The organism is Psychrobacillus sp. FSL H8-0510, from assembly GCF_038008345.1.
Lineage (GTDB): Bacteria > Bacillota > Bacilli > Bacillales_A > Planococcaceae > Psychrobacillus > Psychrobacillus psychrotolerans.
Genome location: NZ_JBBOYZ010000001.1, coordinates 1,612,851 through 1,638,256, shown reverse-complemented (window position 1 = coordinate 1,638,256; position 25,406 = coordinate 1,612,851). Strand labels below are relative to the sequence as shown.

The 25,406-nt window shown below is 36.1% G+C and carries 27 protein-coding genes and 1 riboswitch; of the genes, 14 read left to right on the top strand and 13 right to left on the bottom strand.

The features are described 5' to 3' along the window. The first annotated feature begins 92 nt into the window (after positions 1-92). Positions 93-965 carry a TetR/AcrR family transcriptional regulator gene (locus MHI40_RS07975; RefSeq protein ID WP_340762189.1) on the top strand — a complete coding sequence of 291 codons (873 nt, stop codon included), beginning with the start codon at positions 93-95 and terminating at the stop codon, positions 963-965. 11 nt (positions 966-976) lie between these two features. After that, positions 977-1,246, top strand: coding sequence for a hypothetical protein (locus MHI40_RS07970; protein WP_340762187.1), 270 nt, complete (start codon positions 977-979; stop codon positions 1,244-1,246). 36 nt (positions 1,247-1,282) lie between these two features. Here MHI40_RS07970 and MHI40_RS07965 read toward each other — a convergent pair whose 3' ends face one another. Further along, the gene (locus tag MHI40_RS07965; protein ID WP_340764439.1) at positions 1,283-3,385 is read right to left on the bottom strand and encodes an RNA degradosome polyphosphate kinase; all 2,103 of its coding nucleotides are present in this window, start codon (positions 3,383-3,385) and stop codon (positions 1,283-1,285) included. Continuing rightward, positions 3,385-4,932 carry a Ppx/GppA family phosphatase gene (locus MHI40_RS07960; protein ID WP_340762186.1) on the bottom strand — a complete coding sequence of 516 codons (1,548 nt, stop codon included), beginning with the start codon at positions 4,930-4,932 and terminating at the stop codon, positions 3,385-3,387. Before MHI40_RS07960 ends, MHI40_RS07965 begins: the two co-directional genes overlap by 1 nt. Before the next feature lie 147 nt (positions 4,933-5,079). On the opposite strand from MHI40_RS07960, the gene MHI40_RS07955 reads away from it, so the two are divergent. Beyond that, positions 5,080-6,360, top strand: a complete 1,281-nt coding sequence (locus tag MHI40_RS07955; RefSeq protein ID WP_340764437.1) for an MFS transporter — start codon at positions 5,080-5,082, stop codon at positions 6,358-6,360. Between the two features lie 44 nt (positions 6,361-6,404). Here the strand turns inward: MHI40_RS07955 and MHI40_RS07950 are convergent, their stop codons facing one another. From MHI40_RS07950 to MHI40_RS07935, 4 genes are all read right to left on the bottom strand, one after another. After that, positions 6,405-7,073, bottom strand: coding sequence for a phospholipid phosphatase (locus MHI40_RS07950; RefSeq protein ID WP_340762185.1), 669 nt, complete (start codon positions 7,071-7,073; stop codon positions 6,405-6,407). A gap of 273 nt (positions 7,074-7,346) precedes the next feature. Further along, entirely contained in the window at positions 7,347-7,829 is a 483-nt protein-coding gene (locus MHI40_RS07945) for a PaaI family thioesterase (protein WP_340762184.1), read from the bottom strand. Between the two features lie 65 nt (positions 7,830-7,894). After that, positions 7,895-8,671: a carbon-nitrogen family hydrolase gene (locus MHI40_RS07940; RefSeq protein ID WP_340762183.1), complete on the bottom strand. Its 777-nt coding sequence runs from the start codon at positions 8,669-8,671 to the stop codon at positions 7,895-7,897. Positions 8,672-8,768: 97 nt separating this feature from the next. Beyond that, positions 8,769-9,131, bottom strand: coding sequence for a hypothetical protein (locus MHI40_RS07935; RefSeq protein WP_340762182.1), 363 nt, complete (start codon positions 9,129-9,131; stop codon positions 8,769-8,771). 770 nt (positions 9,132-9,901) lie between these two features. Here MHI40_RS07935 and MHI40_RS07930 point away from each other — a divergent pair. Then, positions 9,902-11,068 carry a pyridoxal phosphate-dependent aminotransferase gene (locus MHI40_RS07930; protein WP_340762180.1) on the top strand — a complete coding sequence of 389 codons (1,167 nt, stop codon included), beginning with the start codon at positions 9,902-9,904 and terminating at the stop codon, positions 11,066-11,068. A gap of 157 nt (positions 11,069-11,225) precedes the next feature. Here MHI40_RS07930 and MHI40_RS07925 read toward each other — a convergent pair whose 3' ends face one another. Together MHI40_RS07925 and MHI40_RS07920 are read right to left on the bottom strand one after the other, a co-directional pair. Further along, positions 11,226-11,567 (bottom strand): hypothetical protein, encoded by a 342-nt coding sequence (locus MHI40_RS07925; RefSeq protein ID WP_340762179.1) that lies wholly within the window; start codon positions 11,565-11,567, stop codon positions 11,226-11,228. Between the two features lie 183 nt (positions 11,568-11,750). Further along, the gene (locus MHI40_RS07920; protein ID WP_340762178.1) at positions 11,751-12,251 is read right to left on the bottom strand and encodes a PPC domain-containing DNA-binding protein; all 501 of its coding nucleotides are present in this window, start codon (positions 12,249-12,251) and stop codon (positions 11,751-11,753) included. Between the two features lie 153 nt (positions 12,252-12,404). Then, a riboswitch (SAM riboswitch) is annotated at positions 12,405-12,520 on the top strand. Between the two features lie 92 nt (positions 12,521-12,612). Between MHI40_RS07920 and MHI40_RS07915 the strand changes: the two genes are divergently transcribed. The 6 genes from MHI40_RS07915 (at position 12,613) to MHI40_RS07890 (ending at position 18,349) form a co-directional block, all read left to right on the top strand. After that, positions 12,613-13,434 carry a MetQ/NlpA family ABC transporter substrate-binding protein gene (locus MHI40_RS07915; RefSeq protein ID WP_340762177.1) on the top strand — a complete coding sequence of 274 codons (822 nt, stop codon included), beginning with the start codon at positions 12,613-12,615 and terminating at the stop codon, positions 13,432-13,434. A 62-nt stretch (positions 13,435-13,496) separates the two neighbouring features. Then, positions 13,497-14,522: a methionine ABC transporter ATP-binding protein gene (locus tag MHI40_RS07910; protein ID WP_340762176.1), complete on the top strand. Its 1,026-nt coding sequence runs from the start codon at positions 13,497-13,499 to the stop codon at positions 14,520-14,522. Then, positions 14,515-15,186, top strand: a complete 672-nt coding sequence (locus MHI40_RS07905) for a methionine ABC transporter permease (RefSeq protein ID WP_340762174.1) — start codon at positions 14,515-14,517, stop codon at positions 15,184-15,186. The genes MHI40_RS07910 and MHI40_RS07905 overlap by 8 nt, the downstream gene beginning before the upstream one ends. A 14-nt stretch (positions 15,187-15,200) precedes the next feature. Then, on the top strand, positions 15,201-15,977 hold the full coding sequence (locus tag MHI40_RS07900; RefSeq protein ID WP_340762172.1) for an enoyl-CoA hydratase/isomerase family protein: 777 nt from the start codon (positions 15,201-15,203) through the stop codon (positions 15,975-15,977). Positions 15,978-15,992: 15 nt separating this feature from the next. Continuing rightward, positions 15,993-17,129, top strand: coding sequence for an alpha-hydroxy-acid oxidizing protein (locus MHI40_RS07895; RefSeq protein ID WP_340762170.1), 1,137 nt, complete (start codon positions 15,993-15,995; stop codon positions 17,127-17,129). A 26-nt stretch (positions 17,130-17,155) separates the two neighbouring features. Then, positions 17,156-18,349: a CaiB/BaiF CoA transferase family protein gene (locus MHI40_RS07890; protein WP_340762168.1), complete on the top strand. Its 1,194-nt coding sequence runs from the start codon at positions 17,156-17,158 to the stop codon at positions 18,347-18,349. 63 nt (positions 18,350-18,412) lie between these two features. Here MHI40_RS07890 and MHI40_RS07885 read toward each other — a convergent pair whose 3' ends face one another. Next, positions 18,413-19,306, bottom strand: a complete 894-nt coding sequence (locus MHI40_RS07885; RefSeq protein WP_340762167.1) for a manganese catalase family protein — start codon at positions 19,304-19,306, stop codon at positions 18,413-18,415. A gap of 19 nt (positions 19,307-19,325) precedes the next feature. After that, on the bottom strand, positions 19,326-19,553 hold the full coding sequence (locus MHI40_RS07880) for a YuzF family protein (RefSeq protein ID WP_093534524.1): 228 nt from the start codon (positions 19,551-19,553) through the stop codon (positions 19,326-19,328). Positions 19,554-19,661: 108 nt separating this feature from the next. Here MHI40_RS07880 and MHI40_RS07875 point away from each other — a divergent pair, with 108 nt between their 5' ends. The 4 genes from MHI40_RS07875 to MHI40_RS07860 all read left to right on the top strand — a co-directional run bounded on the left by MHI40_RS07875 (position 19,662) and on the right by MHI40_RS07860 (position 22,317). After that, a complete protein-coding gene (locus tag MHI40_RS07875) occupies positions 19,662-20,228 on the top strand; it encodes a DUF1273 domain-containing protein (protein ID WP_340762166.1) in 567 nt (188 codons plus the stop codon). Continuing rightward, positions 20,225-20,797, top strand: a complete 573-nt coding sequence (locus MHI40_RS07870; RefSeq protein ID WP_340762165.1) for a branched-chain amino acid aminotransferase — start codon at positions 20,225-20,227, stop codon at positions 20,795-20,797. The genes MHI40_RS07875 and MHI40_RS07870 overlap by 4 nt, the downstream gene beginning before the upstream one ends. Positions 20,798-20,928: 131 nt before the next feature. Continuing rightward, on the top strand, positions 20,929-21,561 hold the full coding sequence (locus tag MHI40_RS07865; protein ID WP_093534530.1) for a spore coat protein: 633 nt from the start codon (positions 20,929-20,931) through the stop codon (positions 21,559-21,561). Between the two features lie 93 nt (positions 21,562-21,654). Then, a complete protein-coding gene (locus MHI40_RS07860) occupies positions 21,655-22,317 on the top strand; it encodes an HAD family hydrolase (RefSeq protein WP_093534532.1) in 663 nt (220 codons plus the stop codon). Positions 22,318-22,428: 111 nt separating this feature from the next. Here the strand turns inward: MHI40_RS07860 and hisF are convergent, their stop codons facing one another. The 3 genes from hisF to gltD form a co-directional block, all read right to left on the bottom strand. Next, positions 22,429-23,205: an imidazole glycerol phosphate synthase subunit HisF gene (gene hisF / locus MHI40_RS07855; protein WP_340762164.1), complete on the bottom strand. Its 777-nt coding sequence runs from the start codon at positions 23,203-23,205 to the stop codon at positions 22,429-22,431. 1 nt (position 23,206) lies between these two features. Next, complete coding sequence (gene hisH, locus MHI40_RS07850; RefSeq protein ID WP_340762162.1) at positions 23,207-23,818, bottom strand: imidazole glycerol phosphate synthase subunit HisH; 612 nt, start codon at positions 23,816-23,818, stop codon at positions 23,207-23,209. 93 nt (positions 23,819-23,911) lie between these two features. Then, on the bottom strand, positions 23,912-25,396 hold the full coding sequence (gltD, locus tag MHI40_RS07845; protein ID WP_340762160.1) for a glutamate synthase small subunit: 1,485 nt from the start codon (positions 25,394-25,396) through the stop codon (positions 23,912-23,914). Positions 25,397-25,406 lie beyond the last annotated feature (10 nt).

The following is a 25,406-nucleotide window of genomic DNA, read 5'->3' as shown; positions in this document are numbered from 1 at the left end:
TCGCAAAAAACGCTTACATCTTAAATTTGTTGATTTAATAGTGTTTGTTTTGTATTATGATACTAGACTTGTAGTATAAAAGGTGTGTAAATATGAAAAATAGAAAGCATCAAGTATTATTGACTGCTCAAAAATTATTTATAAAAAATGGCTTCGCCGCCACTTCTGTCCAAGATATAATAAATGAAAGTAAAATATCAAAAGGTACATTTTATAATTATTTTTCGTCAAAGAACGAATGTATCATTTCTATAATTGACAACGCAAAGGAAGAAACGGATCTGAAGCGTAGAGAATTATTGATACATCAAGATATCACTAACAAAGACATATTAATACAGCAATTAATAGTCCGCATGGATGTATACAAAGAACGAAACTTAGTACCTATTTTTTTAGTTATCTTCCACTCACAAGATTCAGAGCTAAGGGATATTATCAAAAAAAATCATTATGAAGAAGTAAAATGGTTAGCCAAAAGGATAGTAGATGTGTACGGGGCAAAATCACGGAAATGCTCAGTAGATAGCGCTATCTTGTTATTAGGAATGATTCAACAGATGCAGCATCCTTGGACAGTTAAATCTAAAGAAGTTTCTACTGTCGAACTAGTTAACTATGTGATGAACCGTATGGATTCACTAATGGGAGATTTAGTGGAGTCCGATGAAGTTATTATTGACACGTTTGTTTTTAATCATTTTTATGATGAAGTTCGGATTACTAAAGAACATGTAATTCAATTAATCCAGACATTTAAAGAAACAAATGAGAAAGAGTTGAAGTTACAGGAAATTGAATTGATGAACTTCATCATCGATGAACTAAAAAGTAATAACACTAGGAAGTTTCTTTTGGAAACAGTAGTAAATAGCTTTTCAAATACGATGAACAATACAGCGCAGTCACTTGAAATAAAAGAAATAGCCTCGAATATTTGGCAGGTAATTGACTCTCTTTCATAAGGAGGTTTGACATGAAAAACAAAGTAATCGAACAATATGAAGCCGATGAAAATATGATGATCCAAATTTATGTCCAATGGTGTATAAATCATGATATTAATCCTTTAGAGCTTTATAATAGAGCATATCCCAACCAAGCTTCCAACAATGTTATTCTAGAACTAATGGAAACTACAGAGAAAAATTCAACCCTTATTGATACAGGCACTGTTTTGGATGTACTTCAATTATTCGGAAATGACGATCTTGCTTATGTAGTTTCAGAAGAGGATAAAAAGTAACTTAAGGAGCTGAACCAATGGTTTCAGCTCCTTTATCTATTCCTCTGGTATATACTTTCGTGATTTTTCTAATAAGATCTGCTGACTATCTACTTCGCATTCCGTTTTGTCTTTATAGTGATATTTTCCATTTTGATCTTGGACTCGCGCTTTAACGTTGTCTCGTAATTCTAAATCTAAAATTTCCATTACTCTCATTTTAATAGAAGGAGATAATACTGGAAATAATATCTCTACGCGCTTTACCATATTTCTAGTCATCATATCAGCTGAGGATAGATATAATCGCGATGCTCCATTACGATAAAACCAGTAAATTCTAGAATGTTCTAAAAATCTTCCAACTATACTCGTCACATTTATATTCTCACTAACTCCTGGAACTTTAGGTAACAAACAACAAGTTCCCCTAACTATTAAATCAATTTTCACCCCAACAGAAGAGGCTTCGTATAACTTTAATATTAAATCTTTATCAGTAAGGGAATTCATCTTTAGTTTTATATGTCCATTATGAAAAGCCTTATGGTACTCTATCTCCTCATCTATTAAACTAATAAATTTGTCTCGAATATCAAATGGTGAAACGACTAATTTATCGTAGTTAGGTTTGTCGGTATATCCACTGAGGAAATTAAAAAATTGGGTGGCATCTGAACCAATTTTTTTGTTTGCCGTAATAATTCCCATATCAGTATATGTTCTTGCAGTTTGATCATTATAATTTCCTGTACCGAGATGGACATATTGCTCAATTCTATTGTTCCTTCTTCGAACAACTAATGTTATTTTGGAATGCGTTTTTAAATTATGCATGCCGTAAATTACGAGACACCCTGCTTTTTCTAACTCCTTTGCCCACTGCACATTATTTTCTTCATCAAAACGAGCTTTTAACTCTACTAACACAGTCACCTGTTTACCATTTTCTGCAGCACGCTTTAAAGCAAGAATTACAGGAGAATTCCCACTAACACGGTACAAAGTTTGCTTGATAGCCAATACGGAGGGATCGTCAGCTGCCTTTTCGATGAAATCTATGATTGGCTGAAAAGATTCATAGGGATGATGAAAAAATAAATCTTGTTTTTGAACCTTTGCAAAAACATCTTCATCACTAGCTATGTCTAGTGGTGGTTGTGGTATAAAAGGTTCATAGAATAAGTGCATATGCTTCCCTTTAAAAATTTTAATGAAGGAAAACAAAAAAGTTACATCTAATGGGCCATCTACTTTATAGACATCCTCTGGTTGAATTTCTAGCTCGTCCAGCAAGTAATTTAATAACTTAGGCTTTATTTCACTTACTTTTACTTCTAATCGACTAACTGCGCCCCACTTCCGTTTTTTCAATTCTTTTTCTATCTCAATTAATAAATCTCGCGCCCCCTCTTCATGGAGAGTTAAATCTGCATTACGTGTTATTCTGAAAGGGTTCGCATGCTTCACATGGTACCCATGAAAAAGCTTGGAAATATGTTCAATAATGACATCTTCAAGGAGGACAGCTACAAATGAACCATCAACTGTAGAAACTTGGATAAAACGCTTTAGAACAGACGGTACTTGTACAATGGCAATCTTATTTTGTTCCACTAAATCATATTGATTGTCTTCAATCATGACTAAAATATTCATTGTTTTACTCAACAATATAGGAAATGGACGGTATGCATCTACCGCGATTGGTGTTAAAACAGGAAAAATTTCTTCTTCAAATAATTTCTGCAGTTCCTTCTTTTGAGCGGTAGTTAGTTCACTATATTTAACTAAAGAAATCCCTTGCTTTGGGAGTTGTTTTTCAATTAGTTCTTTATAGATTTTCATTTGTCTCGAGACTAATTGTTTTGTAATACATGCAATACGATTTAACTGCTCTTTTGGTGTCAACCCTGCTTTGTTTTCAGGTTTATTGAATCCTGCACGAACCTGATCTTGTAATCCTGCTACACGAACCATAAAAAACTCATCTAAATTGGAACTAAATATAGCCAAAAACTTCATCCGCTCTAAAAGAGGATTCGACTCATCTTCCGCTTCTTCGAGAACTCGCTCGTTAAAAGCTAGCCAGCTGATTTCTCTGTTATTATAATAGGCATAGTCATTAAAAGGATGTTTTTCTACAGTCTTATTAGTCATCACTCAATTTCCTCCATGTCTAAAAACTTCAACTCCACTTCTACATGAACTATTTTCTCTAAATGTTTTTTCAGTTTTTCAGCTTGGTATTGTTCTAAAATATTATTTCCAACAACTAAAAATATAAATTCAATTTTATCCATGGATCTTTTAATGGAAACATTCTTTATATGAGATCTTCCAAGGACGTCCATCCCTTTCGTAAAACGGATTAATGCACCAATATCTCGAAGTTGCTTACTTTCCGTACTATTAATAGTATGTGGATAGAGGTCTATATATTGTTTAAAGGTATCTTTATTTTTGTACGATGCAAGTAAGGCTAATTTCAAGCGATCCTTGTTTGAAATCCCATCTATTGTTAAATTAGTTAACAGATAAAAAGTATGCTGACTAGATGCCTCCTGATCAATTTCCTTTCCAATATGAAATAGTTGGTAGGCATATTGAAGTAACGCATCATTTTGCATTGGGGTAATATAACCCCATTGTCCAAATTTGTTATATATCGAAGAAAATATTTCATATAGATGAAGTGATATATGTTCATCAACATGAAATTTCCCTAACACATGCCGAACAGCATTTTTTGTTACACTATTAACGTTAAAATCATCTGGAAAATATTTTATAAGCTGAGCGTAAATTACCCCTTCCCTCAGTCCTTTTTTACTATATATAAAGACCATACTTTGTACCACTTCCATAAATACGCGAAAAGTTTCTAAAGCAGGTACAATAATATCCGCTCGATCACTGGATAAGCCATCTATTTTCTTTAACCCTTCTAAAGATGATTGGGTGAATTTATAACTTATTTCCTGCAAATCCACTGCGCTTAACTCGTATTGGTGAGTTCCATGCAAAGAATTGTTTTTTCTTTCCTGATCTACTTGTGCTATATTACGTGCGCTGCCCCCAATAGCAATGATGGGCACTTGCAAATTATGTAACCATTCAAGCGATTGAAATTGTTCTCTAACAAATTCTATTAGGGATATTTTTTCCTCTGTTGTCATAAAACCGTTCGTTATAAATCTCTTTTTTAATGAAACTGCTCCAAATGGGAAACTATGTGAAAACTTCATTTCTTTATTTTCAAAGTATGTAACTTCCGTACTTCCTCCACCCATATCGATCGTTACAGCTGTGGGGATACTAGTAGAATGTATTACTGCTAAATAACCATAATATGCTTCTTCTTTAGCAGATATTATAGTTACTTTTATGTCTGTTTGTTGTTTAACCTTGGTTATGATAGTTTCACGATTTTCCGCTTGCCTAACAGCCGCAGTAGCAGCAGCAAATACATCGGTTACTGATAAATCATCTAAAATTTTTTTGAAATTAAATAATGTTTCTATTAAAAGGTGAATACCTTCTTCACTTAAATTTCCAAATGTATCAATATGCATACTTAAGCGTGCTACCGTTTTATAATTATAATGTTCTACTAACCCCTCTTTACTGCTATAACTAAAAACTACTAGACGTATAGAATTGGAACCGATATCTATTATTGCTTTTTGTTCACTAATAGGTTTCATAAAATCTACTCCTTTATATAAAGTTTATTCCTTATTTCTCCTCTTCAATATTAATAATGTAAATTTAAGTTATTTTTCTGAATTATTTATACTCCCCTTTATTTATTTGATGTACAATAATTTATAACAAGGCTTGGAGGGATGAATATATTGAAAAAATTCACAAAAGAAGAGAATAGCTGGTCTCTTTATGATTGGGGCTCTTCTGCCTATTCAATCACCATTACAACAGCTGTTTTCCCTATCTTTTACAAAGCATCCGCAACAGCTGGGGGGGTTGATGCAGCAGATTCCACAGCATATCTCGGATATACAATTGCTATTTTTACTTTTATACTTGCCTTGATAGGACCAATTCTAGGAACAATCGCAGATTATCGTGGGATGAAAAAGAAATTTTTCACTTTTTTCTTTGTATTAGGAGTTACATTTACTACGATGTTAGCATTTGTGCCTTTTGATAACTGGCTATTATTATTAATCTTTTATACCCTTGCCGCACTCGGTGCAACTGGAGCAAACGTCTTCTATGACGGCTTTATTGTTGACGTCACAACCAATGAACGGATGCATAAAGTCTCTTCACGTGGATATAGCCTTGGTTATATTGGGTCCACTATCCCATTTTTACTTAGTATTGTCATTATTTTATTGGCTCAGAGAGAAATTATCCCTATTTCGTCGACAAATGCTAGTCGAATTGCATTTGTAATAACAGCGGTCTGGTGGGTTATATTTTCTATCCCAATGTTCAAAAATGTGAAGCAAATTCATTTTGTGGAGAAAGAAGGAAATTTAATCGTTGAAAGTTTTAAACGATTAGGAAACACCTTCAAAGAAATTAGACAATATCGCACTGTATTTTTGTTTTTACTAGCATACTTTTTTTATATTGATGGAGTTGGTACGATTATTTCCATGTCTACAGCTTATGGATCTGATTTAGGATTGAGTGCAACAAGTTTACTTATAGTCCTATTTGCCACCCAAGTTGTCGCTGGACCTTTTGCACTTTTATATGGGAAATTAGCTTCTAAATTTACGGAAAAGAAAATGCTATATGTGGGGATCATTGTTTATATTATTGTATGTAGTTATGCATTTTTCTTAGATACTATAGTTGACTTCTGGATCTTAGCAATGCTTGTCGCCACTTCTCAAGGCGGTATTCAAGCCCTTAGTAGATCCTATTTCGCTAAAATAGTTCCAAAAGAAAATTCCAATGAGTTTTTCGGATTTTATAATATCTTTGGTAAATTTGCCTCTATTATGGGACCGCTATTAGTAGCTATTACTGCACAAGTAACAGGAAACTCTTCCTACGGAGTATTTAGTCTGATAATACTATTCATTATTGGCTTTATCATTCTAACAAAAGTTCCAGAACCAAAAACTGCACCTCCTGTGGATCAAATCGTAAACAGTTAGGCTGTTAAGGCATACTAGAATCTAGTATGCCTTTTATCCTGATGCTATTTAACATGAAGCTGTCCTGTTATCAAACGTCGTTTAGTCCATATTAATGTAAAGATTAAAAACAACTCAAATGCATTCGTCACTGCTCCACTTTCTATATTAAGAGGTACGGCACTTCCAATAGTCATAACTATGGCACCTATAAAGAAAATCGGCCATTTTGTTTTTTTCCATACGATTGCACTCGCTACAATAAGAATAAGTGTTACAAATAACACCATAATTGGCGGGCCTGTCGCTTCCTCCACATTCGAATAGCTGACGACACCATATTCCTTCACCACTTCAATTTCCAATCCAACAACCTCTACTGAAAATTCAAAAACCATTAAACCAATCGTATAAATAATACCTACTATAACTAACCATTTTTTCTTTGCCCATTCAATTCCACTTTCTCGTAGTGTTCCTATTGAATACATTACAAGTAGTGGGGTTATTAAAGCGTGCAAGCAAAAACGAGAGAAGTTTAAGCTTTCCAATAATTCTCCTTCGCCAATCCACTTGCCTGTTGCTAGTATCAAATTATCATAAATCAGTGGGAGTATAACTATATAAATAACACTGCTCCATTTGGCCAACTCTTGCTTTCTTATACCATATAATCCCCATATCAATAATGCCGTATATAAAAATGTATAAAGAAAATATAAAAACGTATCCATTCAATCGTCCTCCTTTCTATTCCATTCCCATATTCCAAAAAATTTAATCAGAAAATTAAAAAACCAAGCAATAATCGCCTGTCCTTTAACGTCATATCCTGATTCTTTCGTTTTCTAGGAGCCTTTTAGGATAACAAGAGAAAGTTACTTTCATGTCTTATTTCATAAATTTTTCCTATCTCTTTTAGTTTCGCTTTCTTATAGTATTACTCAATATGTCAAAAAAACCTGCACTAAAAACGTATTGTTTTAGTTGCAGGTTTTATAATTATTCTATTGTTTTCCAAAAGTATTAGGCATCACTACAGCAAGAACTTCACCGCGAGCGCATAGTTCTTCTCCCGCAAACACTTCTGTTATTACCTTGAATTTCTTTGGATGAATTTCTTCTACTTTGCCAACTGCTTTAAGAGTAACTTTTTGAGGTGTTGGCTTTAGGAAATCGACATGAAGTGAGCCAGTTACGAAACGAGGCGGCGTTTCTCCACTTCCTGGTTCAAACCCATTTTTTCGATGTAATGCGAGTGAAGCAGAGCCAGTTCCATGACAGTCTACCAGTGCCCCTATTAGACCCCCGTATACAAAGCCAGGTATAGCAATATGTTCTTCCTTAGGTTCATATATAGTTACTGTCTGTTCCCCATCCCAGGCAGTACGGAAATGATGCCCATCTTTGTTCATCCTTCCACAACCGTAACACCAAGCAAAATCCTCTGGGTACTCATCTTGAATAGCGCGAATTTTTTCTACCATCATAACTCCCCCTTTAGAAAACCATACAAAAAAGCTACCCGTACGTCAATACAGATAGCGAGATTCTATTAATAGATGTCCACTCTGCGATCCTGAAAAACAGGAATCCTCTTTCTAACTTTATCCACTTCATCTAAGTTAATTTCTACTAGACCGATTGTTTCTTCCTCTGCTCCAAGCCAAAGAACTTCACCCCACGGCGCAATTACCATCGAGTTCCCATTAAACGAATTGTTCAGATCTTCCCCAACTCGATTTACTGCTACGATGAAACACTGATTTTCAATCGCACGAGCTTGCAATAATATTTTCCAATGATCTATTCTTCCAGCTGGCCACTGTGCCGGTACAAATATAATTTTAGCTCCAGCCAATGAATGTGTTCGGAACCACTCTGGAAAACGTAAATCATAACAAATAACGCCGCCCATATCGACATCATTTAATGTAAAGATATTTTTGTCTGTTCCCGCCTCTAGATAAAGATGCTCATCCATTAATTTAAACAAATGTGCTTTATCATATTCGGCTATTACCTTACCAATATTATTCACGACATACATCGTATTAAAGAAATGATTACCTCTTTTCGTAGAAACGGATCCGCCAATGATATGAATATGTAATTCTTTAGCTAATCGCGCGAGGAGACTTTTAGTATCTTCGCCGTTTACATCAGCTATTTCTTCAAGATTCGTTAAATCATAACCCGTATTCCACATTTCAGGTAATACAACGATTTCTGCATTCAGCATCGCAGCTTTTCGCACCTTTTCTTCTACTTTTCTAAAGTTTTCCTTCGGATCCCCAAAAGCGATATTTAACTGAACACATGCAATTCTCATTTTGACACTCCTAAAGACATAATTATTAAAAGGTTATAAGATTTGACGGATAAATGCAACTATTCTTGTAAATCAAACAATGAATTCGTTGCTTTATTTAATATTCCCCTTTCTCCATAAAAGTCCGTATTTCTTCTATCTCTCCTTTTAATCTTTTATCCGCAGAGTCTAAAGATTGTTTGTTATCTACTTTGCTAATGAGACCTTCCACCAACGTATCTAGTAATCGTTCATCATCACTGAGTTCTCCATCACTTAACTTTGAGTCATACTTTTCTTTGTATTCATTTAAAGTTTCCCATTCTTCGCTTGTCGGCTCTCTGTCCATTTCTAATGAGGTTTCAATAGTAGTAAGCACCTGCTCAACATCGCCATGCATTTCTGCTTTAATATTCTCGTTAACGGATCCACATGCTGTTACTAGTAAGGTTAGTGTAAGAAGTATTAATAATCGTTTCATCTAACAACCCCCTTCTTTTGAAAATTGTAATCTGCCATGGAATTGCACTATGCATGGGGTGCAATTCTGGACTTACGTTTAATTTTAAAGTCCACTATTTCTAAGATGAGTCGTATTAATAAAACACCTAGACTATGTGCCTAAGTGCTTTATTGGGGTACTTGGAAGGTCAATATTGCAACAGATAATATAGTACATAGAACCATCCAAAGAAACCATGAATAATCGCCCACAGTATCGACTTGTTAACTGTCCATGAGATAACTATCGCCAATATTACTCCAAATCCAATTCCGCCAGATGTTACCGACCTCTGTCTAATCGCACCCATCCTATCCTTTTGGCAGTCCTATCTTAATATATTCCTAGTAGGCAACACCTTATGCCAAGACACGCAAAATCATCCGTAATACTTTTTTATGTAGCTATTAGTATCTCATTAAGCGGTTTTCAGTGAATTACGAAGGGAATTATTTAAAAAGTGGGCGTAAGTGATATCAAGGCAATCTTTTGGAGCTCTAATTTGATGGTTAGTTGGAATTCTGGGACACTTAGTTGGAATTTTGGGCTTTCTAGTTGGAATTATCGTCATGCTAGTTGGAAAAATGTAATACAGGAAAAAGATGTCCAGTCCTACACGTCTAAACATGAAAAAAGATTCACATTTTAAAAATCAATAACTATAAAAACCAACCAATACATAGACAAGCTATTTATTTTTGTTAGAATAAAAATACAAATGCAACTTTTTAGAAAACGAGGTTTTGTACATGGAATTTTCAAACCGTTTAAACAATCTACCTTCTCAGTTCTTTGCTACACTTGTCAAAAAAGTGGGAGATGCAGTTCTAGAGGGTCGAGATGTGATTAATTTAGGACAAGGTAATCCTGATAAGCCCACTCCCCCACATATTGTGCAAGCAGTCCAAGAAGCGGCCGCTAATCCACTAAATCATAAGTATAGTCCCTTTCGTGGAACGGGGGATTTTAAAAAAGCAGCATCCAATTTTTATAAACGGGAATATAATGTAGATATTGACCCTGAAACGGAAGTGGCAATTTTATTTGGAACGAAAATTGGGTTAGTAGAGCTCCCATTAGCTTTGATGAATGAGCATGAGTTAATGTTACTTCCAGACCCTGGTTATCCTGATTATTTATCGGGAGTAGGATTGGCAAATGTCGAGTTTAATACTATGCCATTACTGGGGGAAAATAATTTCCTGCCGGATTATAGCTCATTAACAGAACAACAAAAACAACAAGCAAAACTTATGTACTTAAATTATCCAAATAATCCTACTGGCGCTATCGCTAATTTAGACTTTTTCCAAGAAACTGTTACATTGGCAAAAGAAAATGATATTGCTATTGTTCATGATTTTGCATATGGAGGAATAGGTTTTGACGGTGTGAAGCCAGTAAGCTTCTTACAAGCTGATGGAGCAAAAGACGTTGGTATCGAAATGTACACACTATCCAAAACTTATAATATGGCTGGTTGGCGCGTTGGATTTGCAGTTGGAAACTCTAAAATCATTGAAGCTATTAATATTATTCAAGACCACTTATTTGTTAGTATCTTCCCTGCTGTTCAAGATGCAGCAACCGTTGCTTTGAACGGTAGCCAAGCATGTGTAAAGGAACTGGTTAATCTATATGAAGGCAGACGGAATGCTTTAGTCGAAGCTTGTACTAGCATTGGATGGAAGGTGACTGCACCGAAAGGATCCTTCTTTGCTTGGCTACCAGTCCCTGATAATTATACGAGTGAAGCTTTTGCAGATTTATTGTTACAAGAAGCTGACGTAGCGGTTGCTGCTGGTAATGGATTTGGGGCATCCGGCGAAGGATATGTTCGAGTAGGATTGTTAGTGGATGAAGACCGATTGAAAGAAGCAATTACAAGGATCGGAAAGCTTAATTTATTTGGCTAAGTTAAAGACAAAGGTTGATTTTAAAATGCACATAAAAAATGAGCTGGAATATATCTCCACGCTCATTTTACTTTGGTGTATATTTTTACTAAAACACCCGTTTGTTTAAGTGTATTTATTCACATAGAACTATCCAAAATAGTTCTGTATGCAAGTTCTAATAATCTAACTGCTTTAAGCTCAATAATAAACCATCATCTGTAATCTTTTTAACCTTAAATGAATTTAACTTTCTGTCAATTTTTTTATCCATTTTATCTGCATTACTGAATGAATTTCTTACTGCATCTATTGCATAATTAAGAATTGATAACACACCCGCATTTCCTAATGCCACTCCTATACTTTCGTTCTCTGGAAGATGAGTATCCATAATCTTTCTTACTTCTTTATAATAGTCTCCTTTAATAAGGATATATTCAGATTTTGCCTCTAAACCTGCTAATAACTCAGTTCGATTATGTGCTTCATAAGCTTCTATACCATTCACTTTGTACATAAAAATCCCCCTTTCAAGTGTCATAATAATAATTTACGAATATAAACAAACTAAAGTTCCGCTTTTTTCTAATTTTATTTATTCGACTAAACCGCTGCGTTAGTTTAAGTGTAACACTTTTAACATAGCGATTTATTTTAACAAAAATGCCGCCCATTAAATGAGGGGCATTTTCTATTTGTGTTAAAGCTGATTAGGTTTATCTTTTTTCTTTTCTACCGGATAAAACTGATTTGCTCCTGTTTCTTCATCAAACTTTCGCTGAAAATCCATACCAATAGTTTCTGCCAACACTAAATCTACTGTAATAACAGGATTTTCACCTTTCATAAAATGACCACCAAAAATATTGCCATATTGGTCACATATTGTCCCATGGAAATGTGTTTCAAACTGTCCATCTCTTTGACAGACAACTCCCGTCCCCTGCAAAAACTCGATTGGCCCCTCTTTGACAACGAGGTTATTGTACCCTACACCTATGGGTGAATCTTCGTTTGGTATCAAATAAACAAATCCACTTCTTTGAAAACTTCCAAAACAACTAAGAATTGTAGCAGAATTAATTCCATTCACTTTACACAATTCCTCTATTCCTTCTAGCAAATCAGTTCCATATACTAAACGCGCTCCTACTACCTTTCCTAGCTGACCAACTGCAAAGTTTGCTCTTACTTTTGACAACGCTTACACACCCTTTTTGTATAATTATTTATTTTTATTAAACATATACTATTTAGAATGTTATACGCAACTACAAAAAAAGTAGGTTGACTTTAATAAGTTGATGTAGTAAATTATATTTTATGAACTGTTGAAAAACTTAATAGCTGATATCTCTTATCAAGAGTAGCTGAGGGACTGGCCCTATGAAGCTCGGCAACCATCCACCTAATAATCTATGTGGAAAGGTGCTAAATCCAGCAAAACAATTTTGTTTTGATAGATAAGAGAGGACTAACGTATGTATGCGCCTCTCTTTCTTTTGAAAGAGGGGCTTTTATATTTATACAACGTTCTGAATAATTATTTGGAGGAATGGAAAATGAAGAAATTTGGATTTTTATTGTCAACGGTACTTTTATCTGGAGCTCTTGTAGCTTGTGGAGATGATGCAACTTCAGAAGCTAAAGCGATTAATGAGGACAAAATAGTAGTAGGTGTAACTGCTGGGCCACATGAACAAATTGTAGAAGTGGCTGCTAAAGTGGCTGCTAAGGACGGATTAGAAGTTAAGCTTAAAGTTTTCTCTGACTATATTTTACCTAATACAGCCTTATCGGAAGAGGATTTAGATGCAAATAGCTATCAGCATGAGCCATTCCTAGATACGTTTAACGAAGACCATGGCACAGATTTAGTTCCTGTAGGAAAAACGATATTAAATCCAATGGGTGTCTATTCAGACAAATATGATTCTATAGATGACCTGCCAGATGGAGCAACTTTTGGTTTACCAAACGATCCTACAAATGGCGCTCGTGCATTATATATTTTAGAAGAAAATGGCTTTATCAAAATTAAAAAAGATAAAAGAGAATCAGCAAGTATTTATGACATTGAAGAAAACCCAAAAAACCTAGAATTTATTGAACTAGAAGCTGCTCAAATCCCGAAACAACTGAGTGAAGTAGATGCAGCTGCCATCAATACAAACTTTGCACTTGAAGCAGGTATTAGTCCAAAAGAGGATTCCATATTACTAGAATCTTCCAATTCTCCTTACGTGAACTATATTGTAGTCCGTGCAGAAAACAAAGATGATCCGACAATCCAAAAGTTTATCAAAGCATATCAATCGGAAGAAGTTAAAAAATTCATCGAAGAAGAATTTAAAGGTTCAGTTTTACCTAGCTGGGACGAATAATGGAGTCATAAACGTTACCGACTTCGGTAGCGTTTTCTTTAAAAAGAAAGGAAGATCGTGAAATGATTGTATTAGAAAATGTCTCGAAAGAGTTTAATAGTAAAAGTGGAACTGTAAAGGCAGTAAAACAAGTCAATATACGGGTAAATCAAGGAGAAATCCACGGTGTTATAGGATATAGTGGTGCTGGAAAAAGCACACTAATACGTTGTGTAAATTTACTGGAAAAACCTACAGAAGGTAAAGTTTTCATAAACGGCGTCGAACTTACTTCCTTACCCCTCCCTAAATTGCGTAAAACTCGCAATAAAGTTGGCATGATTTTTCAAGGATTTAACCTACTTAAAACAGCAACGGTTTATGATAATATCGCCATTCCACTAAAGCTACTCGGCTATAACAAAGACGAGGTAAAAAAACGGGTGGAGCAATATTTAGACATAGTTGGTTTAACTGACAAGCATACAAATTATCCTAACCAGTTATCAGGCGGACAAAAGCAACGTGTTGCTATCGCTCGCGCACTTGCTCAGGAACCTGAAGTATTGCTTAGCGATGAAGCAACCAGTGCTCTGGATCCAGAAACAACTGATTCCATCTTAGATTTGCTACTAAAGATCAATCGTGAATTAGGAATTACTATACTCTTAATCACGCATGAAATGAATGTCATTCAAAAAATTTGCGATCATGTATATGTCATGGAAAATGGAGTTATCGTGGAACAGGATACAGCTATTAATCTATTTACGAAGCCTACCCACCCTACTACCAAAAAGTTTTTAAATACAATTAGCCAACGGAATTTATCCAATTCATTGATTGCTCAGTTGAATGTTACAGGCGCAGTCACTCGTTTAACATTTGTAGGGGAAAGTACTGGAAAACCGTTATTGGCAGAAGTTAGTCAAAAATTTAATGTTCAGCCAAACATTTTAACTGCTAATATTATCGAATTGAAGAATGGCATCGTCGGAAATATAGTCGTTCACTTAATTGGCGACAAAGAACAAGTGAAAAACGCTATTCACTATCTAGAAGCACAGGGTGTAGCAACGGAAGAATTGGAGGGACATTCTCATGAGTAGAACAGATCAATTTGTAGAGCAATGGCTACCGATTATTGGTGAATCTGTTGTAGAAACATTTCAAATGGTTGGTATTTCCCTTTTCTTCTCTGTACTAATCGGGATTCCATTAGGTATTTTAATCGTTTTAACTAGACCTGGTCAGGCATTGGTAAATAAGTTTATTTATCAATTAACTAATTTAATCATAAATATTGTACGTTCTATCCCGTTCATCATTTTACTATTCTTCATCTTGCCATTTACAAAACTCATCGTTGGAACAACTATTGGTGTGCAAGGAGTCATCGTGCCATTAGTCATTTATACAGCACCATATATTGCTAGACTAATGGAATCTGCCCTACTTGAAGTGGAGAACGGTGTTATTGAGGCATATACAGCAATGGGTATTAGTACTGGTGCCATCATTTGGAATGTCTTACTTCGTGAAGCTCGCCCTTCTATCGTTTTAGGGTTAACCATTTCAACGGTAAGTTTGATTGGAGCTACTGCAATGGCTGGAATGGTCGGAGCAGGTGGTTTAGGCGACTTGGCATATCGTTTCGGACATTTGCGCTATGAAGTAGATGTTATGTATGCAACAGTAGTCATTTTAATCATCCTTGTCCAAAGTATTCAATCTATCGGAAACCGTATTGCAGCGAATATTAAAAAAGACTAATAGGAGGGTTACGAATGACAAATCTATTATATGTGGAGCGCAGTGAATCTATCGCAACAGTTGTTTTTAACAGATCAGACAAGAAGAATTCATTCTCACTGGCTATGTTTAAACAGTTAGGTGAATTATTGACTGAACTGGAGAAGGATTCAAAAGTTAAATTATTAATCCTTAAAGGAGTAGATGAAACTGCATTCTCTTCTGGTGCAGATATAACAGAGTTTCTAGAAAATCGTTTCTCTGCTCAAAAAGCAAAAGATTATAATGATGCAACTCTTGAATCTATTGAGAAATTATATCGTTTCCCTAAACCTACTATTGCCCTTATTAAAACATTAGCTATAGGCGGTGGATTAGAACTTGCAAATTCCTGTGACTTCCGATTCGCCTCTTCTGGTAGCAAGCTTGGGATTACCGCTGCAAACATTGGCATTATTTATAATCTCGTTAGTACGAAGCGCTTGGTAAATCTTATCGGTCCTACGAAAGCAAAGGAATTATTGTATACCGCTAAGCTAATCACAGCCGAAGAAGGAAAAGAAATTGGCTTAGTCGATTATATTTATCCATTGGAAGAAATTGAGGAAAAGTGTCTTGAATTCGCTCGTCAAATTATTCGTAAGTCTTCTGTTGCCAACAACGGGATAAAACAAGTAATTCAAGCAATTATTGATGGCGACAACGAAGAAACAGAAGAAATTGAAAAGCTAATTTTAGAATCTTTCAGCTCCGATGACTATAAAGAAGGCATTGAAGCGTTTTTAGAAAAAAGAAAACCAAATTTTGCATAAGAGGTGAACTTTGATATGTCTACGAATGATTTATTATTAAAAAGTATCGAGGCAAGTAAGCATTACCCGATAAATTTTACCGAATTGGAAGCTGCTGCAAAACAAGCATTAGAACCCGGTCCGTTTGGTTATATTCGTTCTTCTGCTGGTGGAGAAGAAACCTACAGGAAAAATACAGATTCCTTTTATAAGTATTCAATCGTCCCCCGCTTTTTAACGGATGTGTCTACTTTAAATACAGAAGTAACAATTCTTGGACATACATATCCCCACCCCCTCTTTATAGCTCCTGTTGGGGTCAATAAAATAGCCCATGAAGACGGCGAATTGGCAGTTTCTAAAGCTGCGGCAAAATTGGAATTCCCATATATTCAAAGCACGGTGTCTAGTTATTCTATTGAAGAAATTGCCGCTGAAACAAAGGGAAGTTCAAAATGGTTCCAATTATATTGGTCCTCTCAACAGAAGGAAGTTTCCTTTAGTATGGTAAGAAGAGCAGAAGCTGCAGGTTATAAAGCAATTGTACTTACAGTCGATACGACGATGCTTGGATGGCGTGAGGAAGATATTCGCAATCAGTACTCTCCGTTAAAACGCGGTTTCGGACAAGGTAATTATGTGTCTGATCCAGTATTCATGTCCGCACTGAACGATCATTCTCAAGAAACTATCGTCCATAAAATTATTGAAAATATATACCATCCTACTTTAAACTGGACGAATATTTCCGAATTACGTGAACATACAACACTACCAATTCTAATAAAAGGAATACTTCATCCGGAAGATGCTAAACTTGCCGTGGAAAAAGGAATAGATGGAATTATCGTTTCTAATCATGGGGGTCGCCAGTTAGATGGTGTTATTGCGAGTATCGATGCCCTTCCAGCAGTAGTTCAAGCAGTTAATGGACGAATCCCTATTTTATTTGATAGTGGAATTAGAAGAGGTTCTGATGCAGTAAAAGCTTTAGCACTTGGAGCAACTGCAGTTTGCATAGGTCGTCCAGTAATATGGGGATTAGCCAGTGGCGGACAGGAAGGCGTGGAACGCGTGTTAGAAAACTTCCTACAAGAAACTAGAGTTTCTATCTCCTTGAGTGGTGCGCGGAATCTTGAAGAAGTACAAAACCTACAGTTATTTAAGGATTAAGGATTTTATAAGGTGGTAGATTGGTGATGGAACAAGCATTAAATGGAATGAAAGTAGTTGATCTATCTCAAGTTCTCGCTGGACCCTATTGCACCATGGTTTTAGCTGATATGGGTGCAGACGTTATAAAAGTGGAAAAATTCCCAAATGGGGACGACACTCGAAGTATGGGTCCTTATATAAATGAAGAAAGCTATATGTATATGATGGTCAATCGGAACAAACGCGGAATATGCCTTAATTTAAAAACAGATAAAGGTCTTGAGGTATTATATAAACTTATTAAAGAAGCGGATGTTTTTATAGAAAATTATCGACCGGGAGTTACGAAAAAACTCGGCATTGATTATGACACGCTGAAAGCTTTAAATCCCGCTTTGATTTATTGTTCTATATCTGGTTATGGTCAAACAGGCCCTTATAAAGACAAAGGCGGCTATGATATTATGGCGCAAGGACTTTCTGGTCTGATTGACATGACCGGAGAAAAAAATGGGAAACCTGTCAAAGTTGGAATCGCTATTCATGATATAGCTGCTGCTCAAACGGCCATTCAATCTATTTTGTCTGCCTATATTTATCGACTTAAAAAAGGGACTGGTCAATATATTGATGTCTCCCTTGTAGATTCTGGTCTTGCATGGACTGTGTGGGAAGCCGCAGCATATTTTGGCAAAGGTGAAGTACCTCAAAGAAATGGAACAGCACATCGTGTTTCTGCTCCCTATCAAGGATTTAAAACACAGGATGGTTTTATCCTTATTGGTGCAGGCAATCAGAAACTCTGGGAAAAGTTTTGTTTACAAGTAGTCCATAAACCACAATGGCTTACAGATGAACGTTTTTTAACAAATAGTATTCGAGCAACTAACGCTAGCCAACTCGAGTTGGAGATTGAGAAGGTTCTAAGCAAACACCCCTCCTCCTACTGGCTAGACTTGCTAGATACATCGGGTGTACCTTCTGGTCCCATCTATTCTTACGATCAAACTTTAAACGATGAACATATTCTATCGAGAGAAATGATAGTCGATTACGAACATCCTCTAGCAGGTTCAATGAAAACACTAGGGTTTCCAGCTAAGTTTTCCGAAACACCAGGTCAATTTAGAACTCCCGCTCCCCTGCTTGGACAGCATAACAAAGAAATACTTACGGAGCTTGGATACAACGAACAGGAAACACAGTCATTGCTATCCTCCAAGGTTATCAATAGCTAACGTTGGGGCTTTCATATTAAAAAGACCAATTGCTCGGGGCAATTGGTCTTTTTAATGGTAGATTTACATATTAGCCATTAATCTTTTAGCAATAGCTTCATATTCTTCAGGTCCTATTCCAGGTGCAAACTCCTCGGGAAGTGATCTTAAATCTGGAATATCATATCCTTTTGGACTTCCTTCTTTCACAAACAGCTTCTCGCCACTCATAGGATTGTTACCTTTCCAAATCTGATTTATATCCTTGTAATCCCCTACATTATTCCACGTAAATAATACATTTCCATACCCTTGCTCCTCATACTTTCTTGCAGTATCAAAAACACGGTTATCGAGGTTAGGAATTGGAAGCATTTTCGTCACATCTGCCCCTGTTGCTATTTCAATCGCTTTTGCATACGCTAAAATATGTGTTCCTCCACGTACTAGTAAATAGCCAATCATTTCTCTCGCCGTAGGATGATCCGTCATTTCATACACGCGCATTTTGTGTGTTCTAGCACCACATTCTAAAAAGAAGTTATGCAGTAAATCTAACACTAAGTTGCCACTAGAAAATACATAATCACCTCTCCAAGGATTCCCCATAGAATCTCCTGCCAATGAAGTTTGAGCATTTGCTATAAAAGCATACGTATTTCGTTTATCGATAGCATCTTGAAGAGGGGAACTGTTTGGATCACCAGTAAAAGAAGAATTTTTATTTAACAAGTTAATTGTATTTGATACAAGTTCCACATGACCAAACTCTTCGGCAGTAATACTTGCTACTAAATCATAAAATGGTTTTAATTTCTTTCTACCACGGAAATTAAAGGATTGATACATATAGTTATTTAACGTCGACATTTCCCCAAATTTCCCGCCGAGTAACTCTTGAACTGCCGATGCAGCATTTGCATCGCCATATTCAACTCTAGGTAGATCAATTAATAACTTATCCACTCGTTGAAACAAATAACATGCTCCTCTTTTTTTATTTAGTAGGTGAAATCCACACTATTTGCTGTATTCTAATGTAAAATGGAGTTCCACTTACATCTAATACTAGATGATCAGGTGCAATACCTTTAAGTATACCTTGCATGGTACTTCTAGTTGTTTGAATAGCAATCATTTTGTCCTTTAATCCTTTAGCTGCCTGGTAAACATAACCTTCAAATTGACTTACAAATTCGACCGTTCCCTGTGGCTTGTCGTTCATGGTCTATCCATCCTTTCCTAACAATCTTACTAGTGTATGACATAAGGTTTTATATGGTTACGAGAACATGCTATGATGGACTAAGACGTTTAGATAAGTTGGGTGATAATGATTAAGAGAATATTAGTAACAGGTTATAAAGCACATGAATTGGGAATATTTAATGATACTCATGATGGGATTCCTATCATAAAAAAAGCAATAGAAACACAACTTCGTGTTTTGTTGGAGGAAGGTTTAGAGTGGGTAATATTAGGTGGTCAACAAGGTATAGAAACTTGGACTGCGGAGTTAATCCTAGTGCTTAAAGATGAGTATCCGCAGTTAAAGTTTGCCATAATTACCCCATTTTTAGAACAGGAAAAAAATTGGAATGAACAAAAGAAAGAAAAGTATGAGAGCCTATTAAGGCAAGCTGATTATCAGACAAGTGTCACAAAAAAACCGTATGAAGCTCCCTGGCAGTTTATAGAGCGAAATAAATTCGTTGTTCGTAATACCGATGGAATGTTAATAATTTACGACGAAGAAAATGAGGGCTCTCCAAAGTTCATCAAAAAATTAGCAGAGCAATATGCGGAAAAAAATGATTACCGAGTAATTACCATAGATGCATATGATCTTCAATTAATAGCAGAAGAAATAGCAGAAGAAGGAAGGAACCAATTTCTATGATTACAAACAAACTAACTAAAAAGATCGAAGAAGCTACAAACAATGAAATAACATTAACAATGGAGGAAAAAGATTTTGCAGAAAAAAACCTTTTACTCCCTGAAGGATTAAATATTCTTCCACAAGACTTATTTAACGATGCAATTATCGAAAGGTACAATAAAGAAACAGATGAGTTAATAGCTAAAGAGCCCACTTCATTTTTAAAAACACCTGCATCCTATCTTAAAGACAATATGCAAGAATATGTTTATTTAGAAGCTAATATGTTGGATGTTGTAAGCGTAGATGCGATTGCAGTTGAATATGATGAAGTGTTTGAAGTTTACACAGCAATGTTTGGTTTATTTATCCAAAAAAAATATACAGCAGAAATTAGAGCATTTTTAGATGAGCATTACAATTCAGAGAAGATGCAATATAGTATAATGTTCGCAGGTAACGAAGGTTTATGGGAAATTAATTTACCGATAAATTATATAAAAGGATTCGATGATTCCTTTACTATGGAAGAAGTTTATCAATTATTATACTCATTAATCTTTAAATTAATGACGAATATTAAATAAGTTTTGATCCGCAATCCCAATAGAATGATATTGGGATTGTTTTTATTTTTTTATAGCTTGCATATTTGATGACTTTTTACTCAAACTACAAAGGATGTTCCATCAAAGTTTCTACAAGGAGGAAAATTGGAATGACACAAAATCCATTTGGACAAGGTCAAGGTCAAACGCATCAAAATATGCAAACTGGTAATATCTCACAAAATATGAATCATGGTGGTCATGAGGTATTTGACGTCCATGAAGTTTTAGGGACTGTTATTTCCGGATTAAATTTAAAAGTACTTCTACGTCCCCATGTAAAAGACCAGGAACTGCTAAGTATTTTAGACCGTCAATATGCATTTGCATTAGACGAATATAATATTACCGTTGAATGCTTTAAAACAGGTGCAGATCCTTCCCATCCAACTACTAGCTATAAAATGCAGACCGGAAATGACTTCATATATGGGATAAAACCTTCCCAACCTAAAAAGCCAATTCAATCTGCCAATGAGCTTTCAGACGAACTGATTTCTGGATACCTTCTTGGTGCCGCTAAAGCTTCCGCAACTATTAAAACTACCGCTGCACTTGAAACAACTAATCCTGTTGTTCGCCGAGTACTTGCAGATTCCATTCCAAATTGTATTGAAATGGCTTATGAGCTCTCTATTTATCAAAACAAACACCATTATTACCAAGTACCTCAGTTGGATCAACAAAGTATGCAAGCTCTGACGAATTCATATGCCCCTGCACAAGGAAATATGATGAGCTAAATAACAAATTTCGCCCCATGAGATTGGGGCGATTTTTTGTTTGTTCATGTATAATAATTTTATGAATTATTAATGGAGAAAAGGGTGAAATTTATGCGAGTAGCTATTTTTGATTTTGATGGTACTATCTATGCGGAAGAAACATTCACACTACTAATGAAACATTTAAAAGAACACCCTACTTATCATTCCTCATACAAACGTTTTTATCGCGCTATTGTTCCACCGTACATAGCAAATAAGTTAAAGTTATATCCGGACAACAAAATGAAAAAGCGTTCCATGCAATTATATTTAGAGGCATTTAATGGACTGACAAAACAAGAAATGGATATCTATTTTAGTGAAATTAAAGCTACTATGCAGCAAGATTTCAACGCAAAAGTATTAGAAAGACTGAAACGTCACCAGGAAGAGAATATTCATATATTACTAGTATCTGGTGCGTATACGCAGTTTTTAGAACGTGTGACGGATGGTCTCGTGTTCAATCAGATTATTGGAACCGATATATTTTATAAGGACGACAAAGTTTACACAAAGAATGCAATCAACCATGTAAACGGACAGCAAAAAACGTTGAAGGTTCATGAAGCTTTGGATGGTCATCAAATAGATTGGGAAAATAGTTATGCATATGGAGATAGCTTTTCAGACATGCCTGTATTAGAGCTTGTAGGAAATCCAGTTGCTGTTAGACCCGAGGAAAAGCTCAGAAGCCTAGCAAATGCACGCGGTTGGGAAGTAATGGACTGAGTGCATTAGGAAATTTAATAAATTGTTGGACGACATTTCGGCAGGCTATTCGACCGATTGTCCCTTCTACCAAAAACGACCTAGTCTCCATACCGAGACTAGGTCGTATTATTAAGTAAGTCGGACATTCACATTCTTTGAATGTAAGTAAGATTTTATTTCTCCAATTGTGTAGTCTCCGTAGTGAATCATGGATGCTACTAAAGCCGCATCAGCTTTACCGTCAGAGAAGACTTCTTCGATATGTTCGATCTTCCCTGCCCCACCTGAAGCGATAATAGGAATATTAACTTTTTGCGATAATAACTTGATCAGCGCTACATCATAACCGTTTTTCATGCCGTCCTTATGGATACTTGTGCAAATAATTTCTCCAGCACCTAAGTCAGCTGCTTGCTGCGCCCACTCCACAACATCCATTCCTGTTTTCTCATGACCAGAATGTGTATAAACTTCCCATCTAATAATTTCTTGGTCATCATTATAGATTGGCATGGCATCTAAGCCTAATACGACACATTGTTTACCATAAATATCTGCTGCTTCCTTCAGTAACTCTGGGCGCATTACTGCCGCCGAGTTGACTCCAACTTTGTCTGCCCCAGCCCGTAGTAAATTTTTAAAGTCATCTACTGTGCGCACTCCTCCGATAACGGAAAATGGAATATTTACTTGTTCGGCCACCCGTTGGATCCATTCCAATTTTACATCTTGGTTTTTTAAAGAAGCGGTCGTATCAAGATAGATTAATTCATCCGCACCATCTTCCGTATACTTTTTACCAAGTTCGGCAGGATCACCAATAATAGTAGGATTTCTAAATTGAATATACTTCACTGCTTGATCATTTAGTACATCGATGGCTGGTACAATTCGTTTTCTTAACATCTTATTTATCTCCTTGCTTACAGTAGTTATCTAAAAGTTGGATGCCATATTTACCACTTTTTTCTGGATGAAATTGTACGCCCATTACTTGTGAATTACCAATAACGGAAGCAAAATTTATACCATAATTTGTCTCTCCTAAAATATCTTCCCGATTTTCCGGCAAAGCAAAATAAGAATGCACAAAGTAAAAGTCTGTTTCTTCTGGAATATCTTCAAAAAGAAAATGATTTTGTACATCTGTCACTTGGTTCCAACCCATATGGGGAATTTTCTCCGATTCATCGGTAAATTCAGGTACACTGCCTTTTAGAAATCCGAGGCAATCCACATTTCCTTCCTCGCTCTTTTCTAATAAAAGCTGCATCCCAAGACAGATACCAAGTAATGGAATACCATCTGAAACTCTTTCTTTTAAGTAATCACTTAAACCGCTCCGATCCAACACATCCATCGCCACTTTTGCATTTCCAACGCCAGGCAGGATAAGCTTGGTAATTTCATCGGTATGATCACTAGCTTTTGTAATAAGTTTTGTTTCATAGCCAAGCTGCTTGATCGCTTTTAACACACTATGTAAATTCCCTGCACCATAATCTATAATACCAATCATGTTATTGCCTCCATATTCGTTATGTAACTATTATGACATCTTATGACCAAAAACGGAACAAAAACTTTAGTTCACTAGCACGGTAAAAACCGGTCATGAGACTATGACCGGTTTTTTACTAACATATTCATTTACTCGTTTAGCTACTTCTTGCCCTTCTTTGATAGCCCAAACAATTAAACTTTGACCTCTTCTAGCATCGCCAGCTGTAAAGATCCCCTCTACATTTGTTTGATAATCTTTAGAAGATGCAGCAATCTTTTTATTGGTCATTTGTACCCCAAATTGGTCCGGCAATGTAGTTTCTGCTCCTTCAAAGCCAATAGCAACAAAAACAAACTGAGCAGGCCATATCTTTTCTGTACCTGGCACTTCTTTAAAAAAGTAGAAGCCGTCTTCTCCAAGAACTTTCTCCATTTGAATCGTATGGAGTTCTTTTAAATGACCATTCGTATCTGCAACGATTTTCTTCGTCTGAATTAAATACTCTCTTGGATCTTTTCCAAACTTTGCATCTGCCTCTTCATAAGCATATTCCAGTTTAAATATAGATGGGTCCGTCGGCCATTGATTATCATCTGCTCGTGTTAATGGCAATTGAGGGTGCTTCCCAAATTGAACTACACTTCGACATTTTTGTCGTAGGGCTGTCGCCACACAGTCTGCTCCCGTATCTCCACCACCAATTACGATGACATCTTTCCCTTTTGTATTGATGAACTGATTATCCTTAAAATCTGAATCCAATAGACTCTTTGTAGTCGTCGTTAGATATTCCATCGCAAGATGTATCCCTTTAGAGTCACTGCCCTCCATATGAAGCACACGTTGTTTTTGTGCTCCTATACATAAGATTACGGCATCAGACTGTTCCTTTAGCTGGTCTGCGGAAATATCTATACCTACTTCCGTGTTCAGGACAAAATCTATACCTTCTTGCTGGAGTATCTGAATTCGACGCTCTACTATATCTTTTTCCAGCTTCATATTCGGAATTCCATACATAAGAAGACCTCCCGCTCGATCAGCTCTCTCGAAAATGGTAACGGAATGTCCCGCCTGATTGAGGTCATCTGCACTGGCAAGACCAGCCGGCCCTGAGCCGATAATAGCTATTTTCTTCCCAGTTCTCGCCAATGGGATTCTTGGTACGATCCACCCATTTTCAAATCCTTTATCAATAATAGTACGCTCAATATTCTTGATGGAAACTGCTGGATCTGAAATAGCTAAAGTACATGACCCTTCGCATGGTGCCGGACAAACTCTCCCAGTAAACTCCGGGAAATTATTAGTCATCAGCAATCTTTCTAATGCTTCTTCCCATTTCCCTTTATATACTAAATCGTTCCACTCTGGAATAAGGTTATTTATAGGACAACCGGAAGTTGCCCCCCTAACCTCAATACCCATATGACAAAATGGAGTTCCACAGTCCATACATCTTGCCCCTTGTTTTTGTAAGGACACATCCGATAGTTTAGAAGAATATTCCTTCCAATTATTTATACGTTTGAGAGGGGCCACCTCTTTACCTTTTTCACGCTCATATTCCATAAACCCTGTAGGTTTTCCCATAAGTATCTCC

What these genes read in the sequence shown, in the direction of transcription:
- MHI40_RS07975 (WP_340762189.1), top strand. Translation starts at nt 93, where the DNA reads ATGAAAAATAGAAAGCATCAAGTATTATTGACTGCTCAAAAATTATTT.
- MHI40_RS07970 (WP_340762187.1), top strand. Translation starts at nt 977, where the DNA reads ATGAAAAACAAAGTAATCGAACAATATGAAGCCGATGAAAATATGATG.
- MHI40_RS07965 (WP_340764439.1), bottom strand. Translation starts at nt 3,385, where the DNA reads ATGACTAATAAGACTGTAGAAAAACATCCTTTTAATGACTATGCCTAT.
- MHI40_RS07960 (WP_340762186.1), bottom strand. Translation starts at nt 4,932, where the DNA reads ATGAAACCTATTAGTGAACAAAAAGCAATAATAGATATCGGTTCCAAT.
- MHI40_RS07950 (WP_340762185.1), bottom strand. Translation starts at nt 7,073, where the DNA reads ATGGATACGTTTTTATATTTTCTTTATACATTTTTATATACGGCATTA.
- MHI40_RS07945 (WP_340762184.1), bottom strand. Translation starts at nt 7,829, where the DNA reads ATGATGGTAGAAAAAATTCGCGCTATTCAAGATGAGTACCCAGAGGAT.
- MHI40_RS07940 (WP_340762183.1), bottom strand. Translation starts at nt 8,671, where the DNA reads ATGAGAATTGCATGTGTTCAGTTAAATATCGCTTTTGGGGATCCGAAG.
- MHI40_RS07935 (WP_340762182.1), bottom strand. Translation starts at nt 9,131, where the DNA reads ATGAAACGATTATTAATACTTCTTACACTAACCTTACTAGTAACAGCA.
- MHI40_RS07930 (WP_340762180.1), top strand. Translation starts at nt 9,902, where the DNA reads ATGGAATTTTCAAACCGTTTAAACAATCTACCTTCTCAGTTCTTTGCT.
- MHI40_RS07925 (WP_340762179.1), bottom strand. Translation starts at nt 11,567, where the DNA reads ATGTACAAAGTGAATGGTATAGAAGCTTATGAAGCACATAATCGAACT.
- MHI40_RS07915 (WP_340762177.1), top strand. Translation starts at nt 12,613, where the DNA reads ATGAAGAAATTTGGATTTTTATTGTCAACGGTACTTTTATCTGGAGCT.
- MHI40_RS07910 (WP_340762176.1), top strand. Translation starts at nt 13,497, where the DNA reads ATGATTGTATTAGAAAATGTCTCGAAAGAGTTTAATAGTAAAAGTGGA.
- MHI40_RS07905 (WP_340762174.1), top strand. Translation starts at nt 14,515, where the DNA reads ATGAGTAGAACAGATCAATTTGTAGAGCAATGGCTACCGATTATTGGT.
- MHI40_RS07900 (WP_340762172.1), top strand. Translation starts at nt 15,201, where the DNA reads ATGACAAATCTATTATATGTGGAGCGCAGTGAATCTATCGCAACAGTT.
- MHI40_RS07895 (WP_340762170.1), top strand. Translation starts at nt 15,993, where the DNA reads ATGTCTACGAATGATTTATTATTAAAAAGTATCGAGGCAAGTAAGCAT.
- MHI40_RS07890 (WP_340762168.1), top strand. Translation starts at nt 17,156, where the DNA reads ATGGAACAAGCATTAAATGGAATGAAAGTAGTTGATCTATCTCAAGTT.
- MHI40_RS07880 (WP_093534524.1), bottom strand. Translation starts at nt 19,553, where the DNA reads ATGAACGACAAGCCACAGGGAACGGTCGAATTTGTAAGTCAATTTGAA.
- MHI40_RS07875 (WP_340762166.1), top strand. Translation starts at nt 19,662, where the DNA reads ATGATTAAGAGAATATTAGTAACAGGTTATAAAGCACATGAATTGGGA.
- MHI40_RS07870 (WP_340762165.1), top strand. Translation starts at nt 20,225, where the DNA reads ATGATTACAAACAAACTAACTAAAAAGATCGAAGAAGCTACAAACAAT.
- MHI40_RS07865 (WP_093534530.1), top strand. Translation starts at nt 20,929, where the DNA reads ATGACACAAAATCCATTTGGACAAGGTCAAGGTCAAACGCATCAAAAT.
- MHI40_RS07860 (WP_093534532.1), top strand. Translation starts at nt 21,655, where the DNA reads ATGCGAGTAGCTATTTTTGATTTTGATGGTACTATCTATGCGGAAGAA.
- hisF (WP_340762164.1), bottom strand. Translation starts at nt 23,205, where the DNA reads ATGTTAAGAAAACGAATTGTACCAGCCATCGATGTACTAAATGATCAA.
- hisH (WP_340762162.1), bottom strand. Translation starts at nt 23,818, where the DNA reads ATGATTGGTATTATAGATTATGGTGCAGGGAATTTACATAGTGTGTTA.
- gltD (WP_340762160.1), bottom strand. Translation starts at nt 25,396, where the DNA reads ATGGGAAAACCTACAGGGTTTATGGAATATGAGCGTGAAAAAGGTAAA.